The sequence below is a fragment of the Marinobacterium aestuarii genome (genome assembly GCF_001651805.1).
In the GTDB taxonomy this organism is placed as follows: Bacteria; Pseudomonadota; Gammaproteobacteria; order Pseudomonadales; family Balneatricaceae; genus Marinobacterium_A; species Marinobacterium_A aestuarii.
The window spans coordinates 4,652,013-4,670,868 of record NZ_CP015839.1 but is presented as its reverse complement, the minus strand read 5'-3'; the positions used below and the strand labels follow the sequence as shown (position 1 = coordinate 4,670,868).

The 18,856-nt window shown below is 58.0% G+C and carries 18 protein-coding genes; 15 read left to right on the top strand and 3 right to left on the bottom strand.

The genetic code is table 11. From position 1 onward, the window contains the following. Nucleotides 1-288 precede the first annotated feature (288 nt). Nucleotides 289-1,236, bottom strand: coding sequence for a magnesium/cobalt transporter CorA (gene corA, locus A8C75_RS20440; RefSeq protein ID WP_067386206.1), 948 nt, complete (start codon nt 1,234-1,236; stop codon nt 289-291). A 224-nt stretch (nt 1,237-1,460) separates the two neighbouring features. Further along, the gene (locus tag A8C75_RS20435) at nt 1,461-1,904 is read right to left on the bottom strand and encodes a YtoQ family protein (RefSeq protein ID WP_067386205.1); all 444 of its coding nucleotides are present in this window, start codon (nt 1,902-1,904) and stop codon (nt 1,461-1,463) included. 154 nt (nt 1,905-2,058) lie between these two features. Here A8C75_RS20435 and A8C75_RS24090 point away from each other — a divergent pair, with 154 nt between their 5' ends. Next, entirely contained in the window at nt 2,059-2,373 is a 315-nt protein-coding gene (locus tag A8C75_RS24090; RefSeq protein ID WP_067386204.1) for a hypothetical protein, read from the top strand. Between the two features lie 13 nt (nt 2,374-2,386). Here the strand turns inward: A8C75_RS24090 and A8C75_RS20425 are convergent, their stop codons facing one another. Next, a complete protein-coding gene (locus A8C75_RS20425; protein WP_067386203.1) occupies nt 2,387-4,210 on the bottom strand; it encodes a lysozyme family protein in 1,824 nt (607 codons plus the stop codon). Between the two features lie 879 nt (nt 4,211-5,089). Here A8C75_RS20425 and A8C75_RS20420 point away from each other — a divergent pair. The 14 genes from A8C75_RS20420 to A8C75_RS20355 all read left to right on the top strand — a co-directional run bounded on the left by A8C75_RS20420 (nt 5,090) and on the right by A8C75_RS20355 (nt 18,591). Continuing rightward, the gene (locus A8C75_RS20420; RefSeq protein ID WP_162272114.1) at nt 5,090-5,581 is read left to right on the top strand and encodes a GspH/FimT family pseudopilin; all 492 of its coding nucleotides are present in this window, start codon (nt 5,090-5,092) and stop codon (nt 5,579-5,581) included. Then, a complete protein-coding gene (gene pilV / locus A8C75_RS20415; protein WP_157890342.1) occupies nt 5,574-6,110 on the top strand; it encodes a type IV pilus modification protein PilV in 537 nt (178 codons plus the stop codon). The genes A8C75_RS20420 and pilV overlap by 8 nt, the downstream gene beginning before the upstream one ends. A gap of 20 nt (nt 6,111-6,130) precedes the next feature. After that, a complete protein-coding gene (locus A8C75_RS20410; protein WP_162272108.1) occupies nt 6,131-7,189 on the top strand; it encodes a PilW family protein in 1,059 nt (352 codons plus the stop codon). A gap of 9 nt (nt 7,190-7,198) precedes the next feature. After that, nucleotides 7,199-7,591, top strand: a complete 393-nt coding sequence (locus A8C75_RS24045) for a type IV pilin protein (RefSeq protein WP_067386199.1) — start codon at nt 7,199-7,201, stop codon at nt 7,589-7,591. A 30-nt stretch (nt 7,592-7,621) separates the two neighbouring features. Next, entirely contained in the window at nt 7,622-8,791 is a 1,170-nt protein-coding gene (locus A8C75_RS20400) for a pilus assembly PilX family protein (protein ID WP_067386198.1), read from the top strand. A 90-nt stretch (nt 8,792-8,881) separates the two neighbouring features. Then, nucleotides 8,882-9,082, top strand: coding sequence for an antitoxin Xre/MbcA/ParS toxin-binding domain-containing protein (locus tag A8C75_RS20395; protein WP_067386197.1), 201 nt, complete (start codon nt 8,882-8,884; stop codon nt 9,080-9,082). A gap of 314 nt (nt 9,083-9,396) precedes the next feature. Next, nucleotides 9,397-10,359 carry a GGDEF domain-containing protein gene (locus tag A8C75_RS20390; RefSeq protein WP_067386196.1) on the top strand — a complete coding sequence of 321 codons (963 nt, stop codon included), beginning with the start codon at nt 9,397-9,399 and terminating at the stop codon, nt 10,357-10,359. A 187-nt stretch (nt 10,360-10,546) separates the two neighbouring features. Further along, the gene (locus A8C75_RS20385; RefSeq protein WP_067386195.1) at nt 10,547-11,959 is read left to right on the top strand and encodes a sigma-54 interaction domain-containing protein; all 1,413 of its coding nucleotides are present in this window, start codon (nt 10,547-10,549) and stop codon (nt 11,957-11,959) included. Between the two features lie 239 nt (nt 11,960-12,198). Continuing rightward, nucleotides 12,199-13,281 carry a TRAP transporter substrate-binding protein gene (locus A8C75_RS20380; RefSeq protein ID WP_067386194.1) on the top strand — a complete coding sequence of 361 codons (1,083 nt, stop codon included), beginning with the start codon at nt 12,199-12,201 and terminating at the stop codon, nt 13,279-13,281. Between the two features lie 128 nt (nt 13,282-13,409). Beyond that, nucleotides 13,410-14,009 carry a TRAP transporter small permease subunit gene (locus tag A8C75_RS20375; RefSeq protein ID WP_067387557.1) on the top strand — a complete coding sequence of 200 codons (600 nt, stop codon included), beginning with the start codon at nt 13,410-13,412 and terminating at the stop codon, nt 14,007-14,009. Between the two features lie 18 nt (nt 14,010-14,027). Next, a complete protein-coding gene (locus tag A8C75_RS20370; protein WP_067386193.1) occupies nt 14,028-15,398 on the top strand; it encodes a TRAP transporter large permease in 1,371 nt (456 codons plus the stop codon). Nucleotides 15,399-15,426: 28 nt separating this feature from the next. Continuing rightward, nucleotides 15,427-16,206, top strand: coding sequence for a 3-hydroxybutyrate dehydrogenase (locus A8C75_RS20365; RefSeq protein ID WP_067386192.1), 780 nt, complete (start codon nt 15,427-15,429; stop codon nt 16,204-16,206). Between the two features lie 324 nt (nt 16,207-16,530). Then, on the top strand, nt 16,531-16,830 hold the full coding sequence (locus tag A8C75_RS20360) for a YkgJ family cysteine cluster protein (RefSeq protein ID WP_067386191.1): 300 nt from the start codon (nt 16,531-16,533) through the stop codon (nt 16,828-16,830). A 12-nt stretch (nt 16,831-16,842) separates the two neighbouring features. Next, on the top strand, nt 16,843-18,591 hold the full coding sequence (locus A8C75_RS20355; protein ID WP_067386190.1) for a M6 family metalloprotease domain-containing protein: 1,749 nt from the start codon (nt 16,843-16,845) through the stop codon (nt 18,589-18,591). The last annotated feature ends 265 nt before the right edge of the window (nt 18,592-18,856 follow it).

The following is an 18,856-nucleotide window of genomic DNA, read 5'->3' as shown; positions in this document are numbered from 1 at the left end:
ATGAATCAACGGTACTTATTGCTGGCCGCGACTGCAGCGTGGGGTTAGGCCGGGCTTGGATTCCAGCACCAGCGTGAGTGTGCCTGCATCATGGCAGTAGACAACATCATGGCCTCGCCAAAAAGAGCAGAAATCAATAATACCCATGCTGATTGCAGAGTTGCAGGATGGGTTTGTTTGGCGACAACCACAGTACTGCTTCCCTCTGTCTGCTAATCTTCACTTCCCCCTAAAGTCCGCGAAGAACACATCACCCCCCTTTCCCCTGCGCTTTACCTTGCACCTGCTCTACAGCCAGTCTTTGCGCTTGAAGAAGTAATAGGTGCCGAAGGCGCTGGCGACCATCATGCCGAGCGCCATGGGATAGCCCCAGCTTTGCTGCAGCTCGGGCATGATATTGAAGTTCATGCCGTAGATGCTGGCTATCAGGGTGGGTGGCAGGAAGACCACGGCGGCCACCGAGAAGATCTTGATGATCTTGCTTTGTTGCAGGTTGGTGAAGCTCATGGTGGCGTCGAGCATAAAGTTTATCTTGTCGAACAGAAACTGGGTGTGGGGCAGCAGGGACTCGATGTCAGACAGCATCTCCCGGATCTGGCGCTTGTTGTCCTTGCTCAGCTTGTCGATCTGATAGCGCTGCAGAAAGCGCAGGGTACGCTGGGTATCCAGCAGGCTCAGGCGGATTTTGCCGTTGCTGTCTTCCTGGCGGGTGATCATGCGCAGCAGTTCATCCAGGCCGTCGGTCTCGAAGACCTGCTCTGAGGCCGGTCCCAGAATCTTGTACACGTCTTCGATGGAGTCCGACAGGTAATCCACCTTGAGGGCAAACAGGTGCAGCAGCAGCTCCATCGGGCCCGCAGCGTGAATCCGGTCCTGGCGCAGATACTGGCGCAGCAGGCGGAACAGGCTGAGGTCTTCACCCCGCACACTGATCAGGCGGTCGACACGCAGGTTGAGGGAGACGTTAAAGCTGCGCAGTTCCTGACCGACCTTGTGGGGAAACAGCGAGTTGATATGCAGGCCGTCCTGGTCGGTAAAAAAACGCGAGGATGCCTCTATCTCATCGACCTTTTCCTGCCCGGGCAGACCACCGACAAAGTGGCCCGACAGCCAGTTACGCTCGTCCTCGTCCGGTTCCAGCGCATCGATCCAGATGGTGCCATCGGGGATGTCATCGTTGATGCTCAGGCGTGTCTTGCGCAGGTGATTGTGTTCGAGTTGATATGCGGCCAGCATGGGGCGGCGTACTCCCTGACAGTGATGCGCCAGAGTATAACGCCACAGCGAGGCACGTCTGTAGCGCGGCGGTGGGGTTTTACGGGGTTATTGTGCAAAAATTGCAGCGGCAGCGGGGCGAAAGACGAAAGGTGAAAGAGGGCAAGGCGAAAGGGAGCAAGGAGAAAGAGAGGACGGAGCGCCGCCGGAGAAACCGTGGCGGCGCTTTATCTGGGGTCGTGTAGTTACTTGCCCTGGGTCACGTACCGCAGGATCTCTACCACTTGCTCAGGTTGCTGCGCCCAGGCCATGGCGGCGGCGTCGACTTCTTTCAGCGGATGGATGATGTCGGCGTCGTGCAGGGTAATGAACGGGGTGCCCAGTGCCGCCAGGTAGCCAGCGTCAAAGGCGGCGTTCCACTGCTTGTACTGGCTGCCAAAGCGCACCACGGCGACATCGGCGCTCTCGATCAGGGTTTTGGTGCGGATGGCGTTAACTTTGGATGACTTGTTGTCGCGCCAGAAGGGCTTGTCTTCAGCGCCCAGGTGATCGCCGGCGGCATCGGAGGCATCGTGGTCGGTGACGGGGCCGACGAAAGCAACGGGCAGGTCCAGTGCCTGGCAACCGGCTTCGATGCGTTCACGCCAGTCGCTGTGAATCTCGCCGGAAAGGTAGACGGTCCAGATCATGGGGGGCTCCTTGAGTGTTTTTATGTATACAAAATGGGGTTGGCTTTGTGCATTGTCCCGAACAAGCGGCCGCGCTGCAAGTTGGCAGGCCGCGCTTGTTCCGCTCAGCGGGCCGTGGCAGTCTTATCGTTTGATGCTTTGACGGGGCAAACGGATGCAGTCCTTGCTGATCGTAACCGAGTTGTATGGCTTTGATGTAACCACCGGCTGCCTGCGCGGCCTTTGTCACGATGGCCGCTCCCTGCTGGTGCAGGCCGAACCCGGGCAGCAGGTTAACTGTGACCTGTTGCAGAGTCTGCCATGTCCGTTCTTCCTGCTCAGTGATCAGCCCGCCGAAGTCCTTGGCGATATGCTGATGCTGTCCCCCCGTACCCTGGTCAGCGTGCCGCCGTTTTCGACTATGGAGGTTGCCGCCATGCTGGATAGCGGCCAGGCAGAGTTGTTGCTGGAGCAGGCGCTACGGGGCTGATCTGCCGGTAGCCTTAGAGGCCGTAGCAGGCCTTCACGGCGTCGCTGCCCTGTTGTTCCATGTCCTGGTATTTGCGCCAGAATTCCGTATCGACCAGCTGGAGATGCCTGCTGGTACCAGCCCTGCGGTAACGGCTCAGGTGGCGTGGGCCGCCGTTGTATACGCCGTAAGCAGCACGGGCGAGAGCGCGGGGATCGCCGCCAATCTCATCTTCCTTGCGCTTGATGGCGAAGTCGACCAGGTAATGCACCAGGATCTCGTTGCCGGCCCGGGCGTTATAGCCGACATCGCGGCTGAGTGAGTCGATGTTGTACAGGCCGCGCCAGACATGGCGGTTGATCTGCATCAGGCCTATGGCACCGCCCGGTGACACTATGGTGCGTACCTCTCCATCCTTGCGGACGAACTGTCGCCAGCAGCTTTCTTGCCAGGCCGTGGTCCGCAGCAGGGTGGCGTAGATATCGAAGGCATCCCCCGGCACCTTGCCCTTGCGTCGCTCGGCTATCACCACCTGATCAAACAGTTGCGCCATGGTGCCGAGATAGTCATCAATCTCAGCGGTGGCCGGTACCCAGTTGGTGAGTCGAGCCACCAGGGTCGGGGTTATCTGGCCGGCATGGGCCGGCGGCATTAACCAGGCCAGAGGCAGGGGTGGATCCTCGGGTTCATCCATATTCAGTTCGGGGTCCAGCCCGAGCAGCCTGCGCAGCGCCGGGTCCACCTCGGTATCGTATTCGAGAGTGTCGTCGCTGACCGCGGGCACCAGCAAGCGGGCCAGGCTGCGCAGGCTGTGGCGGTCCAGCTGCATGCCCAGGTGCGGCGCGACCCTGTCCAGGGCGCTGAGGGCGTCGGCGGCGCTGATAAAGGTCGCGTATTGCAGAGCCTGAATTCCGGGAATGTCCAGGCGGGTGTCGTGCAGCAGCGGTGCCAGTCGCTCCCAGGTATTGAGAAAGAGGTCGCGGACCGGATCGCGGGCACGGTCATCATCCGCCAGGGCGTCACGCAGGTCGAAGCGGGCCTGCAGCAAAATATCGACCAGGGCATTTGCAAGCTCAGGCTCGGCTGTGCTGGCGAGGGTCTTGATCAACCAGGTGGCAAAGCTGTCCCAGGACTGCCAGGCGCTATCCCAGCGGGCCAGTTCCTCTGTGCTCAATACCCTGTCACTGGCCGGCTGCCACCCGGGGGGTGCATCCGGAACCTGAAGTCGCAGCAGTACATCCAGCCCGGCGGGAGTGGGGGTGACCGCTGTGAATGCGAGGCCCAGGGGCGGGCTGTCAGCAGATTGTGGGTCCTTTAGTGTCAGGCGCAGCAGATCTTCAAGGCCGGCAGTCACGGCGCCAAGATCAATGCTGATGGCATCGTACCTGGGCTGGATAAAGGTCTTGATCCAGTCCCAGATAACACCTGGCACCGCGCGCGCCTGCTCGTCGGACTTGAGGATGCTGGAGTTGATGGTCTGGATATGGATCGCCGGTCTGCGCTGGTCGATATAGGCCTGGTGCAGGGTTTCAACCACGCCTTTCCACTCCAGTGGCAGCATGCAGTGATTGCCGGTCGGGATGCCTGTCCGGGTGCTTACATCGGTGAGGATACGAATCTGGCCGCCGTCGGTACCCTCAATGCGCGGGTTGGACAGGCGCAGGCTGTTGCAGCCGCTGCTGTCTGCAAGGAGTTCCACCGTCTTGCCCGGGCCCGACAGCAGTTGTTCGTCAAGCGCCCTGTGCAGAATGCGGTAGTCCAGGGTGACAGGAAGGTCCAGCTCGGTGGCGAGCAGGCGCAGTGGCAGGGCCCAGAGCAGAGCGCCGAGTACGAGTGCCGTGGCAGAGCGAGTTTGCATGAACAGACCCTCTGGGGATCATGGCTGACACTGGATTTCAGATAGCCGTTACACAGGTGTTTGACTCGGCTGCACTGTAGCAAAGTTCCCGTTCGCCGGCTGCGGTAAAAGGGCCTGAAAAAGTTCATGGCACTGCATTTTGGCGTGCGGATTTTGTCTGGTTTCGCGCCTTATCCCCGAAAGCTGTGTGTAATATTGTGGATAACATATGGGTACTTGTCCCAGGCTCGGTGGTCATGCCGTCTGACGCCGCGCGGGTATTAATTGATCGGCGCAGAGGCTGTGGCTGCAGTGCTTTGCCGGCTGCGCAGGCAGATCTGAAACTTATCTGATTGAGGTTGATGTCAAGTGCCGCGGGGAAATAAAACGCTTGTGACAAAGCCGGTTGTCCACAGATAAGCAGGTGCAAGACAGTGGCCAGGCTGGACTAATACCCCTGGGCACCGGTTGGCGCAGATGCTCTGTGGTGATCTGCTTGTTGCGCAGTGGCCAGGGTGGCGCCCCGTTACCTGCAGTCAGAGTTCATCCCGTTGGGCTTTAGCCTCATTTGGACTGGTCGGTCGATTAGTATAATTAACGTGCTACATTGTGGCGTAGAATAGCCGCATGGCAGGGATAGCTGGCTATCAGGCTGAGGGTTTATGGAAGGGGGTTGTTCCGGTTTGTTCGTCTCGCCTGTCTCTATATTGCCTGGCTCAAGGTGCTGTGTGTTATAGGCTGTCCGATTAGCTAAAAATAAGTGTCTCTAAATAGATACTAAATAGCTGAGCTGACTTCAGTAATTGACAGCATAGTTTGCTAGGATGTGGCACTTGTTGTCACAACCGTCAGCTTTTATTAGCAGTGCAATGACTTTCGCCAGGGATGGGCAGGTTCACCATGGTTCAGTTCCACCGATCTAGCCGTGCTATCAGGCGAACAGCCGCCATAGGGGGATTCACCCTTATTGAGCTGCTCGTCACGCTTTCTATTGCCGCCATTCTGCTGACCCTGGGCGTGCCGTCTTTCCGTTATGTGATGGAGGACTCGCGCATGGACAAGGGGCAGTCCAGCCTGATTGATGCCATACAGTTTGCTCAGAGCGAAGCGGTCAAGCGCAATGCGGTCGTTGCCGTCGCGCCGTCTTCTGGCGCCGGCTGGACCCGCGGTCTGTCCGTGACTGTTGGAGCTGAGCAGTTGCGCAGCCTGGACAGCCTGTCTGGCGTTACCCTTAGTTGCGTTGGTGATTGCACCGGCTTGAGCTTTTCAGGTGCAGGTACCACCACGGCGCAGACGTTTCATCTGTGCAGCAACCGAGGCAACGGACGCCAGATGACGCTCTATGCCACCGGCAAGGTTAAATTGGGCAGCTGGAGCGGTTGTAATGCGTAGCTCTGGTTCAGACTCGGTTGGTTCTATCTCAACCCCCGAGCGGGGTTTCTCGATGATCGAAGTGCTGATTACCCTGCTGGTCTTTTCCATCGGCTTGCTGGGTATGGGGGCCATGTATGCCCAGAGCCTCTCGATCAGCCATAACACTTACCTGCGTTCCCTTGCCTCGATACAGGCCGCCGACATGGATGAGCGCATCCGCGCCAACCCCTGGGCGGCGGCCGATGCCTATGTGATGGATGGCACTCAGTGTCTTGGGCTGGGCTCAGGTGCAGCCTCGGTAGCGGTGCCTGTGGCTCCGGTGGATTGTGCTACCGCGAGCTGCGCGGTATCCCAGACGGTGAGCTGGGATTTGGAGCAGTGGTGCAGCGCCAATATAGACCTGTTTGGCGGGCTCTTTGCCTCGGCGGCGATCACTAGCACGTCGGGAGACTATCAGATCGACCTCAACTGGCAGGAACGCGTTTCAGAGCAGAATAATCAGCGCAGTATCGAGACCCGCGGATTCAGTTACCGCCTAACCCCATGATCGGCACGGAGCACCTCAAGATGCGAGCCAGACAACGCGGAATGTCACTGATCGAGCTGATGATTTCAATGCTGATCGGCCTGGTGCTGGTTATGGGCGTCGTACAGGCGCTGATGATCAGTCGCTCCGCCGTCGTCAGTCAGGCCAGCATGGCGGCAATTTCCGAGAATGCGCGGGTTTCTTTCGAGCTGATGAAGCGCGAGTTGCGCCTGGCGGGGCTGAACGCCACTTCCAGCAGCTGGCTCAGCTTTGCCCAGGTGGACGACGCCGACCATGCCAACGCCTGGGTGCTGAGCGCGGAAGGGGATGGCGCGACTGTTGAGTACTGGATAAATGCGGATAACGAGCTGGTGTATCGCCGTGACAGCGACAGTCCCCAGCCGCTGGTGGACGGTATCTCCGCGATGAATGTGACCTTTGGTGTGGGCGATCCGACTGATGGCAGTGTGCAATATGTGGGTCAGAGCGATATTGCCAGCGTCGCCCAGGATAATATCTGGGCGCTACGCATCGAACTGGCATTGAATGACCCCGAGGACAATGGCTCCGACCTGCATTTTGGCCAGCGTAGCATCAGCTCCACCGTGGCCCTGCGCAATCCGCTGCTGAATGCCGTGGCGGGTATCACCACGGCGCCTGCTGCCGGCAGCGATGACGATGATGATTCTGGCGATGGGGATGACGGCAGCGACAACGGGGGAGACGACGGCGATACCGGAGGGGATAACGGCGACACGGGTGGCAGTGATAACGGCGATAGCGGCGATGACGGTGGCGATAGCGGTGGTGATTCAGGTGGAGACAGCGGCGGTGACTCCGGCACTGTGGCCAGCTGTTTTGTGACGGTAATCGGGTCAAAAGATCATAAAGATTCCAGGGTTACCATAACCGTTGATGGCGCAAGCGCACTTGCCTGCGCAAGTGCTGGGACGAACCCCAACCCTACCTACAGCTGTATCGGTGGCCCTTACGCTGAAGGAATGCTGATCATGCTGAACGACAGTAAACATGACACTACTAAAGAATTCACTCTGTCGTGCGGCACTCAGTCTTCAGTGACAAAAACCATAGATTTTTAGAGTCAGCATATGCCTACGTTCAAGACATCCAGAAGCCGCGGCTTCACCCTGATCGAAGTCATGATTGTGGTGGTGATCGTCGGCATTATTGCCTCCTTCGCGGTGCCATCCTACGTACGCTACGTGCGTGACGGCAAACGCAGCGAGGGCCAGGTGGCATTGCTCAGCCTGTCGACACAGCTGGAACGCTGTTTTACCGAGGGTTTTTCCTATGTCAGCGGTTCGTGCCCGACCGGGCCGCTGGATAGCCAGAGCGGCTATTACAGCTTGAGCGTTTCGGCGGCGGCGACCAGCTATACACTCACCGCCGAATCCAACTTTCAGGACACTCAGTGCGGTGACCTGACACTGACACACACGGGTAGCCGGGGCTCCAGCGCAGGGGGCGCGTGCTGGAAGTAGCCCGCTGCCAAACAACACAGGATGTGGTGAATGAAGATTAATTGCAGCCTGCAGGTTCCGCGCGAGCGGGGTTCTGCGTTAATCGTCGGCATGATCATCATGATTGTGATGGCGATTGCCGGCCTGTCGATGATGAATACGACCCTGCTCGGCGAGCGTAAAAGCAGTAACGCCCGGGCGCAGTTGCAGGCATTTCTGGCGGCGGAAGCCGGCACCAGCAAGGCGCAGGACTACCTGATTCTGAATTGGGCCGGCTATAGCTGTGCCGTCAATGCGGCCTTGCCGGGCATGTCTGGCGTGGCCTACGGCAGTGCCCGCTATACAGTTACGGCGGTCACCTGTGGCACCGATGAAGTCACCCTCAGAAGCAGCGGCATTCAACAGGAAACCGGCGCCTCCCGCGATATAGAATTTGTGCTGCAGAGTGAATCATTGCGCGGCGGTGGGCTCGGCGGTGCGATCAATTTCGTCGGTGATGTAGTCACCTTCGACACCCCCAGCTCCAATGCCTTCGAAGTGGATGGTGTCGGCGGGCCGGCGATTACCGCCTCCACCGACGCTTATCGCGACGGTATTCTGGCGGCTATCCCATCGGACAGAATCGACAATTATATAGGTGGGGTGGAAACGGCGGATTTTCCTGAAACCTGGAGTACTGCTACCGGCCTGCAGGCACTGGTAAGCGCTATCGAAACCAGCCCAGATGCTCGGGTTTATAATACTGATGGCGATGTTGATGTCGATGACCTGGGCTCAAGCAGCAATATGAAGATCACAGTGGTCAAGGGGGACCTGTCGCTCAAGGGGAATGATACAGGGGCGGGTGTAATGGTGGTGTATGGCGACCTTTCATATCAGGGGACGCCAACTTGGGACGGTCTGATTATTGTACTGGGTGGTACCTTCGCTGTGGGTGGTGGCGGTAATGGTGGTCTGGGAGGCTCCATGTTTATTGCGGATGTAGATACCAGCCTGCCGGCCTGGACATTCACAGGCTCCGATTTGAAGTTTGACACCAACGGTGGCGGTACATCGGACTATACCTATGACTGCGATAAATTGTCCGACGCCCGGGATCTTTTGAACGTCGTCGGGAAAACCCTGTGGGACATGGATGCAGGGGATTGCAGCAGCCCAGGCAGTGGCACCGGCACCGGCGGCGTGGTGCTGACGCAGTGGCGCGAACTGATTGCCCGCTAAGACGTGTGCTCGCTCGTGGGGGAAAGCTGCGCCGTTCTTCTATACTGCAGACCATGGCCTTAGAGCGAACCTGGCGGCGGGGTGACAGCAATGGTGCGGGACGATGCGCGACAACGGCTGCTGGATGCAGCGACCGGCTACTTCGGCAGCCGGAAAATGGCGGAAGAATGGATCAATAGCCCGCATATGGGGCTCGAAGGCATGACGCCGCAGGAAATGCTGAATTCAGGCCCGAGCGTCGAACAGATCATGGATCTGGTGCATCAGCTGGAGCAGGGCGATGCGCCCTGACACTGCCCGGCTGTTGGCAGCCTCCGGTGCAGTGGGCCTTTCTCAGGCGCCTGTGAAGTTTTCATCAGAGTAAAATATGAACGCCTGACTGTAATTCCACTTTAGATAAACTCATCGAGTTTTTATCTTCCAGTCCACCTATTGGTGCTTTTAGGTCTGCTTATTAATTGGGTTAATATTCACAGGTTTTTATACCTGTCGTTTCTGTAATCTGCTGTTTTTAGCGATGTTTTAGTGTCTACTAGGGATAAGAAGATTCTTCAGTTTGTGCTATTTTTAATTGAATCACTCACTAAATAAATGGAATTAACGAGATGATATCGCCCCAGATCCCACCCGATGAAGCACAGCGCCTTGAAACCCTGCGGGCGCTCAAAATTCTTGATTCGGCTCCTGAAGAGCGTTTTGACCGCCTCACGCGCATGGCCAAGCGCATGTTTGGTGTGCCTATCTCGCTGGTCAGTATCGTCGACAGCGACCGGCAGTGGTTCAAGTCGGCCCAGGGGCTGGATGCAACCGAGACCCCTCGGGACATTTCCTTTTGTGGCCATGCCATTCTGGGTGATGATCTGTTTTTAATACCCAACGCCATCAAAGATGAACGCTTCCATGATAATCCGCTGGTCACGGATGCGCCTAACATCCGTTTCTATGCCGGCTGCCCGTTGCGGGTTGGCAGCGGCCACAAGATGGGCACCCTGTGCCTGATCGATGACAAGCCGCGGGAGATGGATGAGGAAGACAAGCAGCTGTTGCGGGACCTGGCGGTCATGGCCGAGCAGGAGATTGCCGCGCTGCAACTGGCGACACTGGATGAGCTGACCGCGATTTCCAATCGCCGGGGTTTTATCTCGCTGGCCAAGCATGCATTGGCGATGTGCCGGCGCCATGGGCAGTCGGCGACGCTGGTGTTTTTTGATCTGGACGATTTCAAGCCTATTAACGATACCTATGGTCATGCCGAGGGTGATATAGCGCTGATCGCATTTGCCAACCTGCTGCGGGAAAATTTCCGCGACTCCGATGTGTTTGCCCGCGTGGGAGGGGATGAGTTCGTGGCGCTGCTGACCGGTACCGGAGAAGAGTATGTACAGCAGGTACTTGAGAACTTTCAGCGGGCGGTGGATCAGTACAACACAGAAGCGGCCAGGGGCTATGACCTTAAGTACAGCGCGGGCTACGCCATCCGAAAAAGTGACGATAGCTGCGATATCGAAGCCCTGATGGCGAGGGCGGATGAGCTGCTGTATGAGCAGAAGACAGCGCGCAAGCGCTAGACGCGGGTTCTATATATTCGCCGCTCGCGGAGCAGCCGGTGGCCGAACCAGGATGTGTGACTTTGACCTCAAGACCCTACCGGGTGGCGAGATTTATCGAGGAGCCATTCATTTTTCGCGCGCTTCAATGTTTATGCCGGAAATGCTTTGTTAGCATGGGCGCATTATCCGGTCTGGGATCAATCTTATGTCCGCTCCATTTGACAGTAAGCAGAGTATCGGCCTCACCCGGGAGCTGATCGAAGTGCTGTTCCCAATTTTTGAGCAGGCCAGTGCCGGTGCTATTGCCGTGGACAGGGAAGGGCGCATCACCTGGATCAATACCCGCTATGCCAGCCTGCTGGGTATCAAGGATCCTCATACCCTGATTGGCCGTCCGGTGCGTGCTGTTATTCCCCACAGCCGGTTACCGGAGGTATTGCGAACCGGCCAGCCCCTGCTGCTGGACATCATGGAGCATCAAACCCAGCAATTGGTGGTCAGCCGGTTGCCGTTTTTTGATGATGCAGGCCAGGTCAGCGGCGCCGTGGCCTTCGTGCTCTATGACGATTTGCAGCCACTTACGCCTCTGGTCAGCAAATACCGCCAGTTGTACCAGGATCTGCTGGCCGCCAAAAAAGCGCTGGCAAATAAGGCCCGCAGCACCCGCTACAGCCTGAATGACTTTGCTGGCGCCAGCCCCGCAGCTCTGGAGGTTAAACGCCGGGCCAGGCTGGCCGCCGGGCGTGACATGCCGGTGCTGTTGCTGGGTGAAACCGGTACCGGCAAGGAGATACTGGCTCAGGCTATCCATTCCCTGTCGCCCCGGACCGCAGCGCCCTTTGTCGGCGTTAATGTGGCGGCGGTGCCTGAAAATTTGCTGGAGGCCGAGTTTTTCGGGGTAGCCCCCGGCGCATTTACCGGCGCCGACAGGCGCATGCGCAAGGGCAAGTTCCAGCTGGCGCACGGGGGTACCCTGTTTCTTGATGAAGTGGGCGATATGCCGCTGGCCCTGCAGGCCAAACTGCTGCGCGTGCTGCAGGAACGTGAAATCGAACCCCTGGGTTCGAATCAGGTGATCCCGGTGGATGTGCGGCTGATTGCCGCTACCAGCCGTGATCTGGATGCCATGGTGGCCGAGGGCAGTTTTCGCTCCGATCTGTACTATCGCCTCAACGTACTGGAAATTTCGATCCCGCCGTTAAGGGCGAGGCTGTCGGATATAGGTGTGCTGTGCGAGACGTTGCTGGAAGATATCTGCGCCGGGCAGGAAGTGCGAGCTGAGGTCACCGATGCAGCCATCAGTGTGCTGGAGTGTTATGACTGGCCCGGTAATATCAGGGAGTTGCGTAACGTGCTGGAACGCGCCTTTACCATGGGTGAGGGCAGCGGAACGCTGGATGCCGACGCCGTGTGCAGGGTACTTCCCAAAGCGGTCTGTGGTTCGAATACTCCCCCAGAGACAGCCGCCGCCCGACCGCTGGCGGAGGTGTTGGCCGAGGCTGAAGCTGTCGCCATAGGTGCGGCTTTAAAAAGCTGTAACAGTAATCGTTCGAAAGCGGCCCGGTTGCTGGGAATTTCCCGTTCTGCGCTCTATGAAAAGCTTGCCAGACTGTCCTGAATTTAAGACAACTGTCCGCCATACAGGACGATTTAAGGAGCATCTGCTAACAATCTGTCCAGATAACAGGACAGGCGTTCTTTTTTTGCAACAAAAATAAATTAAGTTATTGAATTATATCGATTTTTTAATTGAGGCATGATTTGTGCTCTTCCATATGGGCGAAACGCCGGCCAAGGACAGACAAATGACTGTCCGTCGGGCTGGCAGAGCAACGACCCCAGAAGAAGGATAACTGCATGTCGATTAATAAGAAATTTTCTAACCTGAGCTGTGGACTGACCGCCGCTGTACTTTCTGCCAGCCTGTTGAGCACGCCGGCCACGGCAACTGAAAAGGTGCGTTGGCAGGTGCCGCTGGCGTTTCCGTCTCACCTGGTGGGTCTGACCACCCCGGTCAAGCACCTGTCCGAGTCCTTAAGTGCGGTGTCAGGCGGTGATATCACGCTACGTTATTACGAGCCGGGTGAGTTGGTACCGCCATTTGAAATTATGGATGCGGTGAGCTCCGGCAAGTACCCCGCGGGCTATACCTGGGTTGGCTACGATCAGGGCACTATTCCGGCCCTGCCGCTGTATTCGGGCGCGCCTTTCAATATGGAGCCGCCGGCCTACCTGGCCTGGTATTACGAGGGCGATGGTAAAAAACTGCTGGAAGAGATCTATGATGCGCGCAATATCCACCCCATGCTGTGCAGCATCATAGGTCCCGAGGGCGCAGGCTGGTTTAAAAAGTCGATTACCGACCTCAAGGACTTCGATGGGCTGCGTATCCGTTTCGCCGGCATCGGCGGCAAGGTACTTGAAGAGTTAGGGGCTTCGGTCACCATGGTGCCCGGTGGAGAGATCTTCCAGGCGCTGGAACGCAACACTATCGACGCCACCGAATTTTCTCAGCCCGCCATCGACAAGATGCTGGGTCTCGATCAAATCGTGAAAAACTACATCATGCCCGGCTGGCACCAGACGCTGACTACTTCGCATCTGCTGGTGAACAAGGACGTCTGGAACAAGCTTGAGCCCGAAACCCGTGCGTTGGTAGAAATGGGCTGTGAATCCGCCACCCTCAAGGGCTTTGCCCAGAGTGAGTGGGCCCAGCCGACCGCCCTGCGCGATTACGAAAAAGAGGGCGTAAAAGCCCAGGTACTGCCCGAACAGGTGCTGCGCGAACTGCAGACGGTCACCGACAAGGTGATGGATGAAATGGCCGCCCAGGACGAGATGTTCAAGCGCGTACTCACCAGCCAGCGCACCTTTATGGAGCATCACTCCATCTGGCACGGCAAGGGCTACCTGCCGCGCGATTTCTACCAGTACGACTGAGTTAGCCTCCCAGCAGTCTGTCGGGCTTTTCCGCAGTAGATCAGTGTTAAGTCCGACAGGTTGCCAGTGGCAGGCCCGGCGTGGCCGGTGCCTGCCTTTCCCCTTATTACTGGTTTAGCGAGGTTAATGTGACTCAACACAGTAATTCTATCGAGGCCGGGCCCAGGGATCTGCCGACCAACCGTCTCTCTCGACTGCTGGACAGCGTTGTGGAGGCCGTGGGCCGGCTCAGTTCCTGGCTCTGGCTGGCGGTACTGGTCGTGGTGCTGACCAACGTTTTCAGCCGTTTCGTGCTCGCAGCAGGATCTATTGCGCTGGAAGAGTTGTCCTGGCACCTGTTTGGTATCGCCATGATGCTGACTCTGGGCTACGCGGTGGTGCGTGATGACCATGTACGGGTAGACGTGCTGCGGGAAAAATTCTCGCTGCACACCCAGGCGGTTATCGAACTGGTGTGCATATTGCTGTTGGCCCTGCCCATCATCTATTTGATGATCGACGCCCTTATCCCGTACGCCTACAAGGCTTACATTTACGATGAGCGCTCCCAGGCCCCGAGCGGCCTGCCGTATCGCTTTATCTTTAAAAGCGCCCTTCCCCTGGGGCTTATTCTGGTCGCCATAGCGCTGTTCTCCAGAGCCCTGCGTTGCATGACGCTGCTGTTCGGGTTTCCCCGTGCCACAGAGATGCCCGAGCAGAGCAGCAATAACGACCACCCCCACCCCTGAATCATGAGGTAGCTGTCCATGGAGTTGGAACCCCTTCTCGTTATGGCCATGTTCGCCAGTTTTATGGCGCTGTTGCTGCTGGGCTTTCCGGTGGCTTGGGCGTTGGCAGGCATCGGTCTGGTATTTGCGGCTCTGGGCCATCTAATGGTGGAGCAGTTTGACGCCAATCTCTGGTTTACCTGGAACGGCACCATTGGCGTGCTGGATGCGCGTATCTACGGCATAGTGGCCAACGAACTGATGGTGGCGCTGCCGCTGTTTATTTTTATGGGCATCATGCTTGATCGTTCTGGCATCGCCGAAAAACTGATGCACAGCCTGGTGCGTGTACTCGGCCCCTTGCGCGGGGGCTATGCCATTACCGTGGTGATCGTTGGCGTTTTACTGGCGGCCTCCACCGGCATAGTGGGCGCCTCAGTGGTGCTGCTTGGCATGCTGTCGCTCGGGCCCATGATGCAGGCGAATTACAACAAATCCCTGGCCGTGGGCACTGCCTGCTCGGTGGGTACCTTGGGCATTTTGGTGCCGCCGAGTATCATGTTGGTGCTGATGGCAGACCGCATGGGTACCTCCGAAGCGTCGGTCGGCAAGTTGTTTATGGGGGCGCTGATCCCCGGCCTGATGCTGGCGGCTATGTATATCCTCTACATTGTGGTGCTGTCCTGGCTGAAAAAAGACATGGCACCGGCACCGAAACATCACGAGCGCCTCGACGGCCGGGCGCTGCTGGGCGTGTTCCTGGCGGTAGTACCGCCGATGATATTGATCCTGGCGGTGCTGGGCTCCATTTTCTTCGGCATTGCCACCACGACCGAGGCTTCCGCCGTGGGCGCTGCCGGTGCCCTGCTGATGGCGCTGTTGAGTCGCAGGCTGAATCTGGAGGTCTTGAAAGAGTCCCTCTATCAGACCAGTCGCACCACCGCCTTTATTTTCGGCATTTTTATCGGTGCGACCGTGTTTGCCGCCGTGCTGCGTGGCCTGGGCGGGGATGATGTGATCCGTGACGCCATTACCGGTCTGCCGTTTGGTACCACCGGCATACTGCTGACCATTTTGTTTATCACCTTCCTGCTGGGCTTTTTCCTCGACTGGGTGGAAATCACCCTGATTATCCTGCCGCTGGTGGCGCCTGTGGTGTTTTCCTTGGGGGTTGAGCCTGTGTGGTTTGCCGTCATGTTTGCCATCTGCCTGCAAACGTCATTCCTTACGCCGCCGGTGGGTTTTGCCCTGTTCTACATCAAGGGCGTATGCCCGCCAGAAATCACCACCCGTGATATCTACCTGGGGGTCTTGCCCTTTATTGCTCTGCAACTACTGGGGCTGGCGCTGGTGTTCTGGTTTGAGCCCCTGGCCACCTGGCTGCCGAATGAAGTTTATGGCGGTCACTGACCCAGAACTTAACAAGGAGAAAACTATCATGCGTCTGAAAGATCAAATTGCGTTGATCACCGGCGGTGGCCGGGGCATAGGCAGAGCCATTGCCGAACATTATGCCCGCGAAGGCGCCAGGGTGGCGGTGGCCGATCTGGATCTGAGTAGTGCCGAACAGGTGGCGCTGTCCATCGTCACCGCCGGAGGTTCGGCGATGGCGCTGAAGATGGACGTGACCGATGAGCAAGCGGTGGAGCAGGGCGTCGCTGCGGTGGTCAGTCATTGGGGCAGGCTGGATATTGCCCTGGCCAATGCCGGTATTCAGCATATAGAACCCCTGCACAAACTGTCCTATGCCGACTGGAACAAGGTGGTGGAGGTGCATTTGGGGGGCGCTTTTCTGGTCACCCGGGCGGCGCTGCAACAGATGTACGCTAACGGCGGTGGCACCATGCTCTATATGGGCTCGGTGCATTCGCTGGAGGCCTCGCCGCTCAAGGCACCTTATGTGGCCGCCAAACATGGCATGCTGGGACTGTGCCGTACGGTAGCCAAGGAAGGCGCCGAGCATGGCGTGCGCAGCAATATCATCTGTCCCGGCTTTGTGCGCACGCCGCTGGTGGATAAGCAGATTCCAGAACAGGCACGTGAGCTGGGTATTTCTGAACAGGAAGTGATCCGTAACGTGATGCTCAAGGAAACCCTGGATGGCGAATTCACCTCCCTGGACGATGTGTCTGAACTGGCGGTGCACCTGGCAGCCTTTCCTTCCGCTGCCCTGTCCGGCCAGTCGCTGGTGGTCAGCCATGGCTGGCATATGCAATAGCCGCCATCCATTGATGTGGCAATCGCGGTCTGCTTCGGTTGGCTGCGGTCAGGGTGCCCAATAGTCGCCTGGCAGCCTCCTCACTGTCGGATTTCCTTGATTTGGTTCCAGCCCGTGCTCCGGCTTTACCGGTGGCCGGGCCGGCGCTGAACTCGTTTGCAAAGAGTAAGGGCGCTTTCCCACCTGCGGCAATGTACGGTCATGCACCGCGCATGACGAAAGTTCACTGTGACACAGTGGAATTCACTCGCTGGCGGCAAAGCCCGGCAGCAGCCATTGTCTAAAAGCGTTATGCTTGGCGCCCGACAAGCTGGTGACCCTTGCATGACCATAGCCCTGATCAATCTGCCCGAACCCACTGGCGCGGTGACCTGTGCCAGCTGCGCGGCCCGCTGCTGTCGCCTGACCGTCATGTTGCTGACCGATACCGGGGTTCCCGAGCGCTTTATCGAGTACGACGACTGGGGCGGGGAAACCATGGCGCAGGGGGATGATGGCTGGTGCCTGGCGGTGGATCGAAACACCATGCTCTGCACCATCTACGAAAATCGGCCACTGATCTGCCGCGAGTTCGAGATGGGGGCCTATGAGTGCCTGACCGAGCGCGCCGATACCTCTTTCTGACAGGGCTGCTGTTTGGCAACTAGTGTACTGTCCGGCAAACTCGACTACAGCAATGACGTTGTGGGTCCCTTGCGGCTGAGTCAGAACCGCAGTTATTACATCACCCATCTTTTGGTCAAGGAGGCACTGGATCTGGCTGTCGCCGCCGGCACGGATTTGAGCCGCTACGATTCCCGTGGTGAGGGAATCATGGATGCGCTCAATATAATGTACGCCGGACAGACCCAGTACGACGGTGACCTCTGGCCGCACAATTCCGACATCAACCTGCGTTACGGAAATATCTCCACCAACCTTTACCTGCTCACCAGCGCCGGGAGAAGCGCCTGGGATCTGAGCATTGGTACCTTCTGCCATGAGAACGGGCACCTGCTCTGCCGGTTCCCGGATATGTACGACTACGGTGCTGTGAACCGGGAAGGCGACGGTGTGAAGAGTGCCGGCAGCTACTGCCTCATGGGCTCCGGCAATCACCTCAATTCCGGGCGCACACCCGCACCTGTGTGTGCCTACCTGCGTGACCTGGCGGGCTGGTGCGACAATGAGACCCTGCTCAATACGGCGGCGGTCATCCAGGCCGTTCACGGAGATTACAACCGCGTGCTGAAATTCAGAGGCCGCACGCCTAATGAATACTTTCTGGTGGAGAACCGCTCCAAGCTTGGGCTCGACCAGCACCTGCCCTCCAGCGGGCTGGCCATTTATCACTGCGACACCCTGGGCTCGAACGAATTTCAGCAGGGTACTGGCCAGCGTCACTACCAGTGTGCGCTGCTGCAGGCGGACGGGAATACCGATCTGGAACACAACGTTAATCAGGGCGACGGTACCGATCTCTTCGGCGGAGTGAATGGCGTTGCCATATCCCACGCCACCACCCCATCCTCGCGTCTGTGGGATGGTTCCGATTCGGGTTTTGTCCTCTCGGACATTGCTGTACCGGACGAGAGGCTGGAGTTCCGCGTCGGGGTTGTTGAACCGCCCCCAGTCATTTCGGTATCGACCCTGGTGGGCGAAAACATGACATCAATGTCGATTCCGGACAAAAATACGGCCGGCATCAACAGCAAGATCAATATGGGTCAGACGGGGCTGGTGCAGCGCATCAAGGTGAGCCTGGATATCACCCATACCTATATCGGTGATCTGGTGATTGAGCTCATGGACCCTGCGGGCACCCGGGTTAAGTTGCACAACCGTGAGGGCGGCGCGGCGGACAATCTGTCCAAAAGTTACGCGCTGGAGTCGCTGGCCGCGCTCGCGGTCTTCGTCGGGCGGGCTGTGCAGGGCGATTGGATGCTCAGTGTAAAAGACCTGGCGGGTCGGGATCTTGGCACACTCAACCGCTGGAAACTTGAAGTTGAGGTCGAAAGGGTTGCTCAAATCGTCCAGGGTGAAATCGCCCCTAATCTTGCTATCCCCGATAACGATGCCGCCGGCGTCAGCAGCAGTATCGTCATCAGCCAGTCAGGCAGCGTCGATCAGCTGAAGGTGAGCATCGACATTACGCACATTTATATAGGCGATCTGCGTCTTGTACTCATCTCGCCCGCCGGGCGCAGTGTAGTGCTGCACAGCCAGCTGGGTGGAGGGCAGGACAATCTGGTCGTAACCTACGACTCAGCCGCGCCGCTCTCGCCGCTGTCTGGGCTGAGTGGCCAGCCCATCCAGGGCAACTGGACGTTAAGGGTCGCGGATCTGGCGCGCATCGATGTAGGTAGGCTGAACAGCTGGAGCCTGGAAATCGTGCCTGGGGGTTGATACAGATTGGTGTTCGCCGGAGCCGCTGAGCCGCGGGTGTTATCTTGCAATGCACCCTGCTGATCATGGGAGAGCATGACCCGGGCGTTAGATGGAGAGAGCATAGACGTTTTTATGCCCGGTCTCGCTGTCCAAATCGCCGCTGGCCTATTGGAGCCACGGGGTGAAGAGGCCGACACCCAGTGTCTGGCCCCACTATCGCCTGCACAAAAAAGGGACTGACGCCTGGGCGTCGGTCCCTTTTTTGTATTCCAGCCCTCTTTAA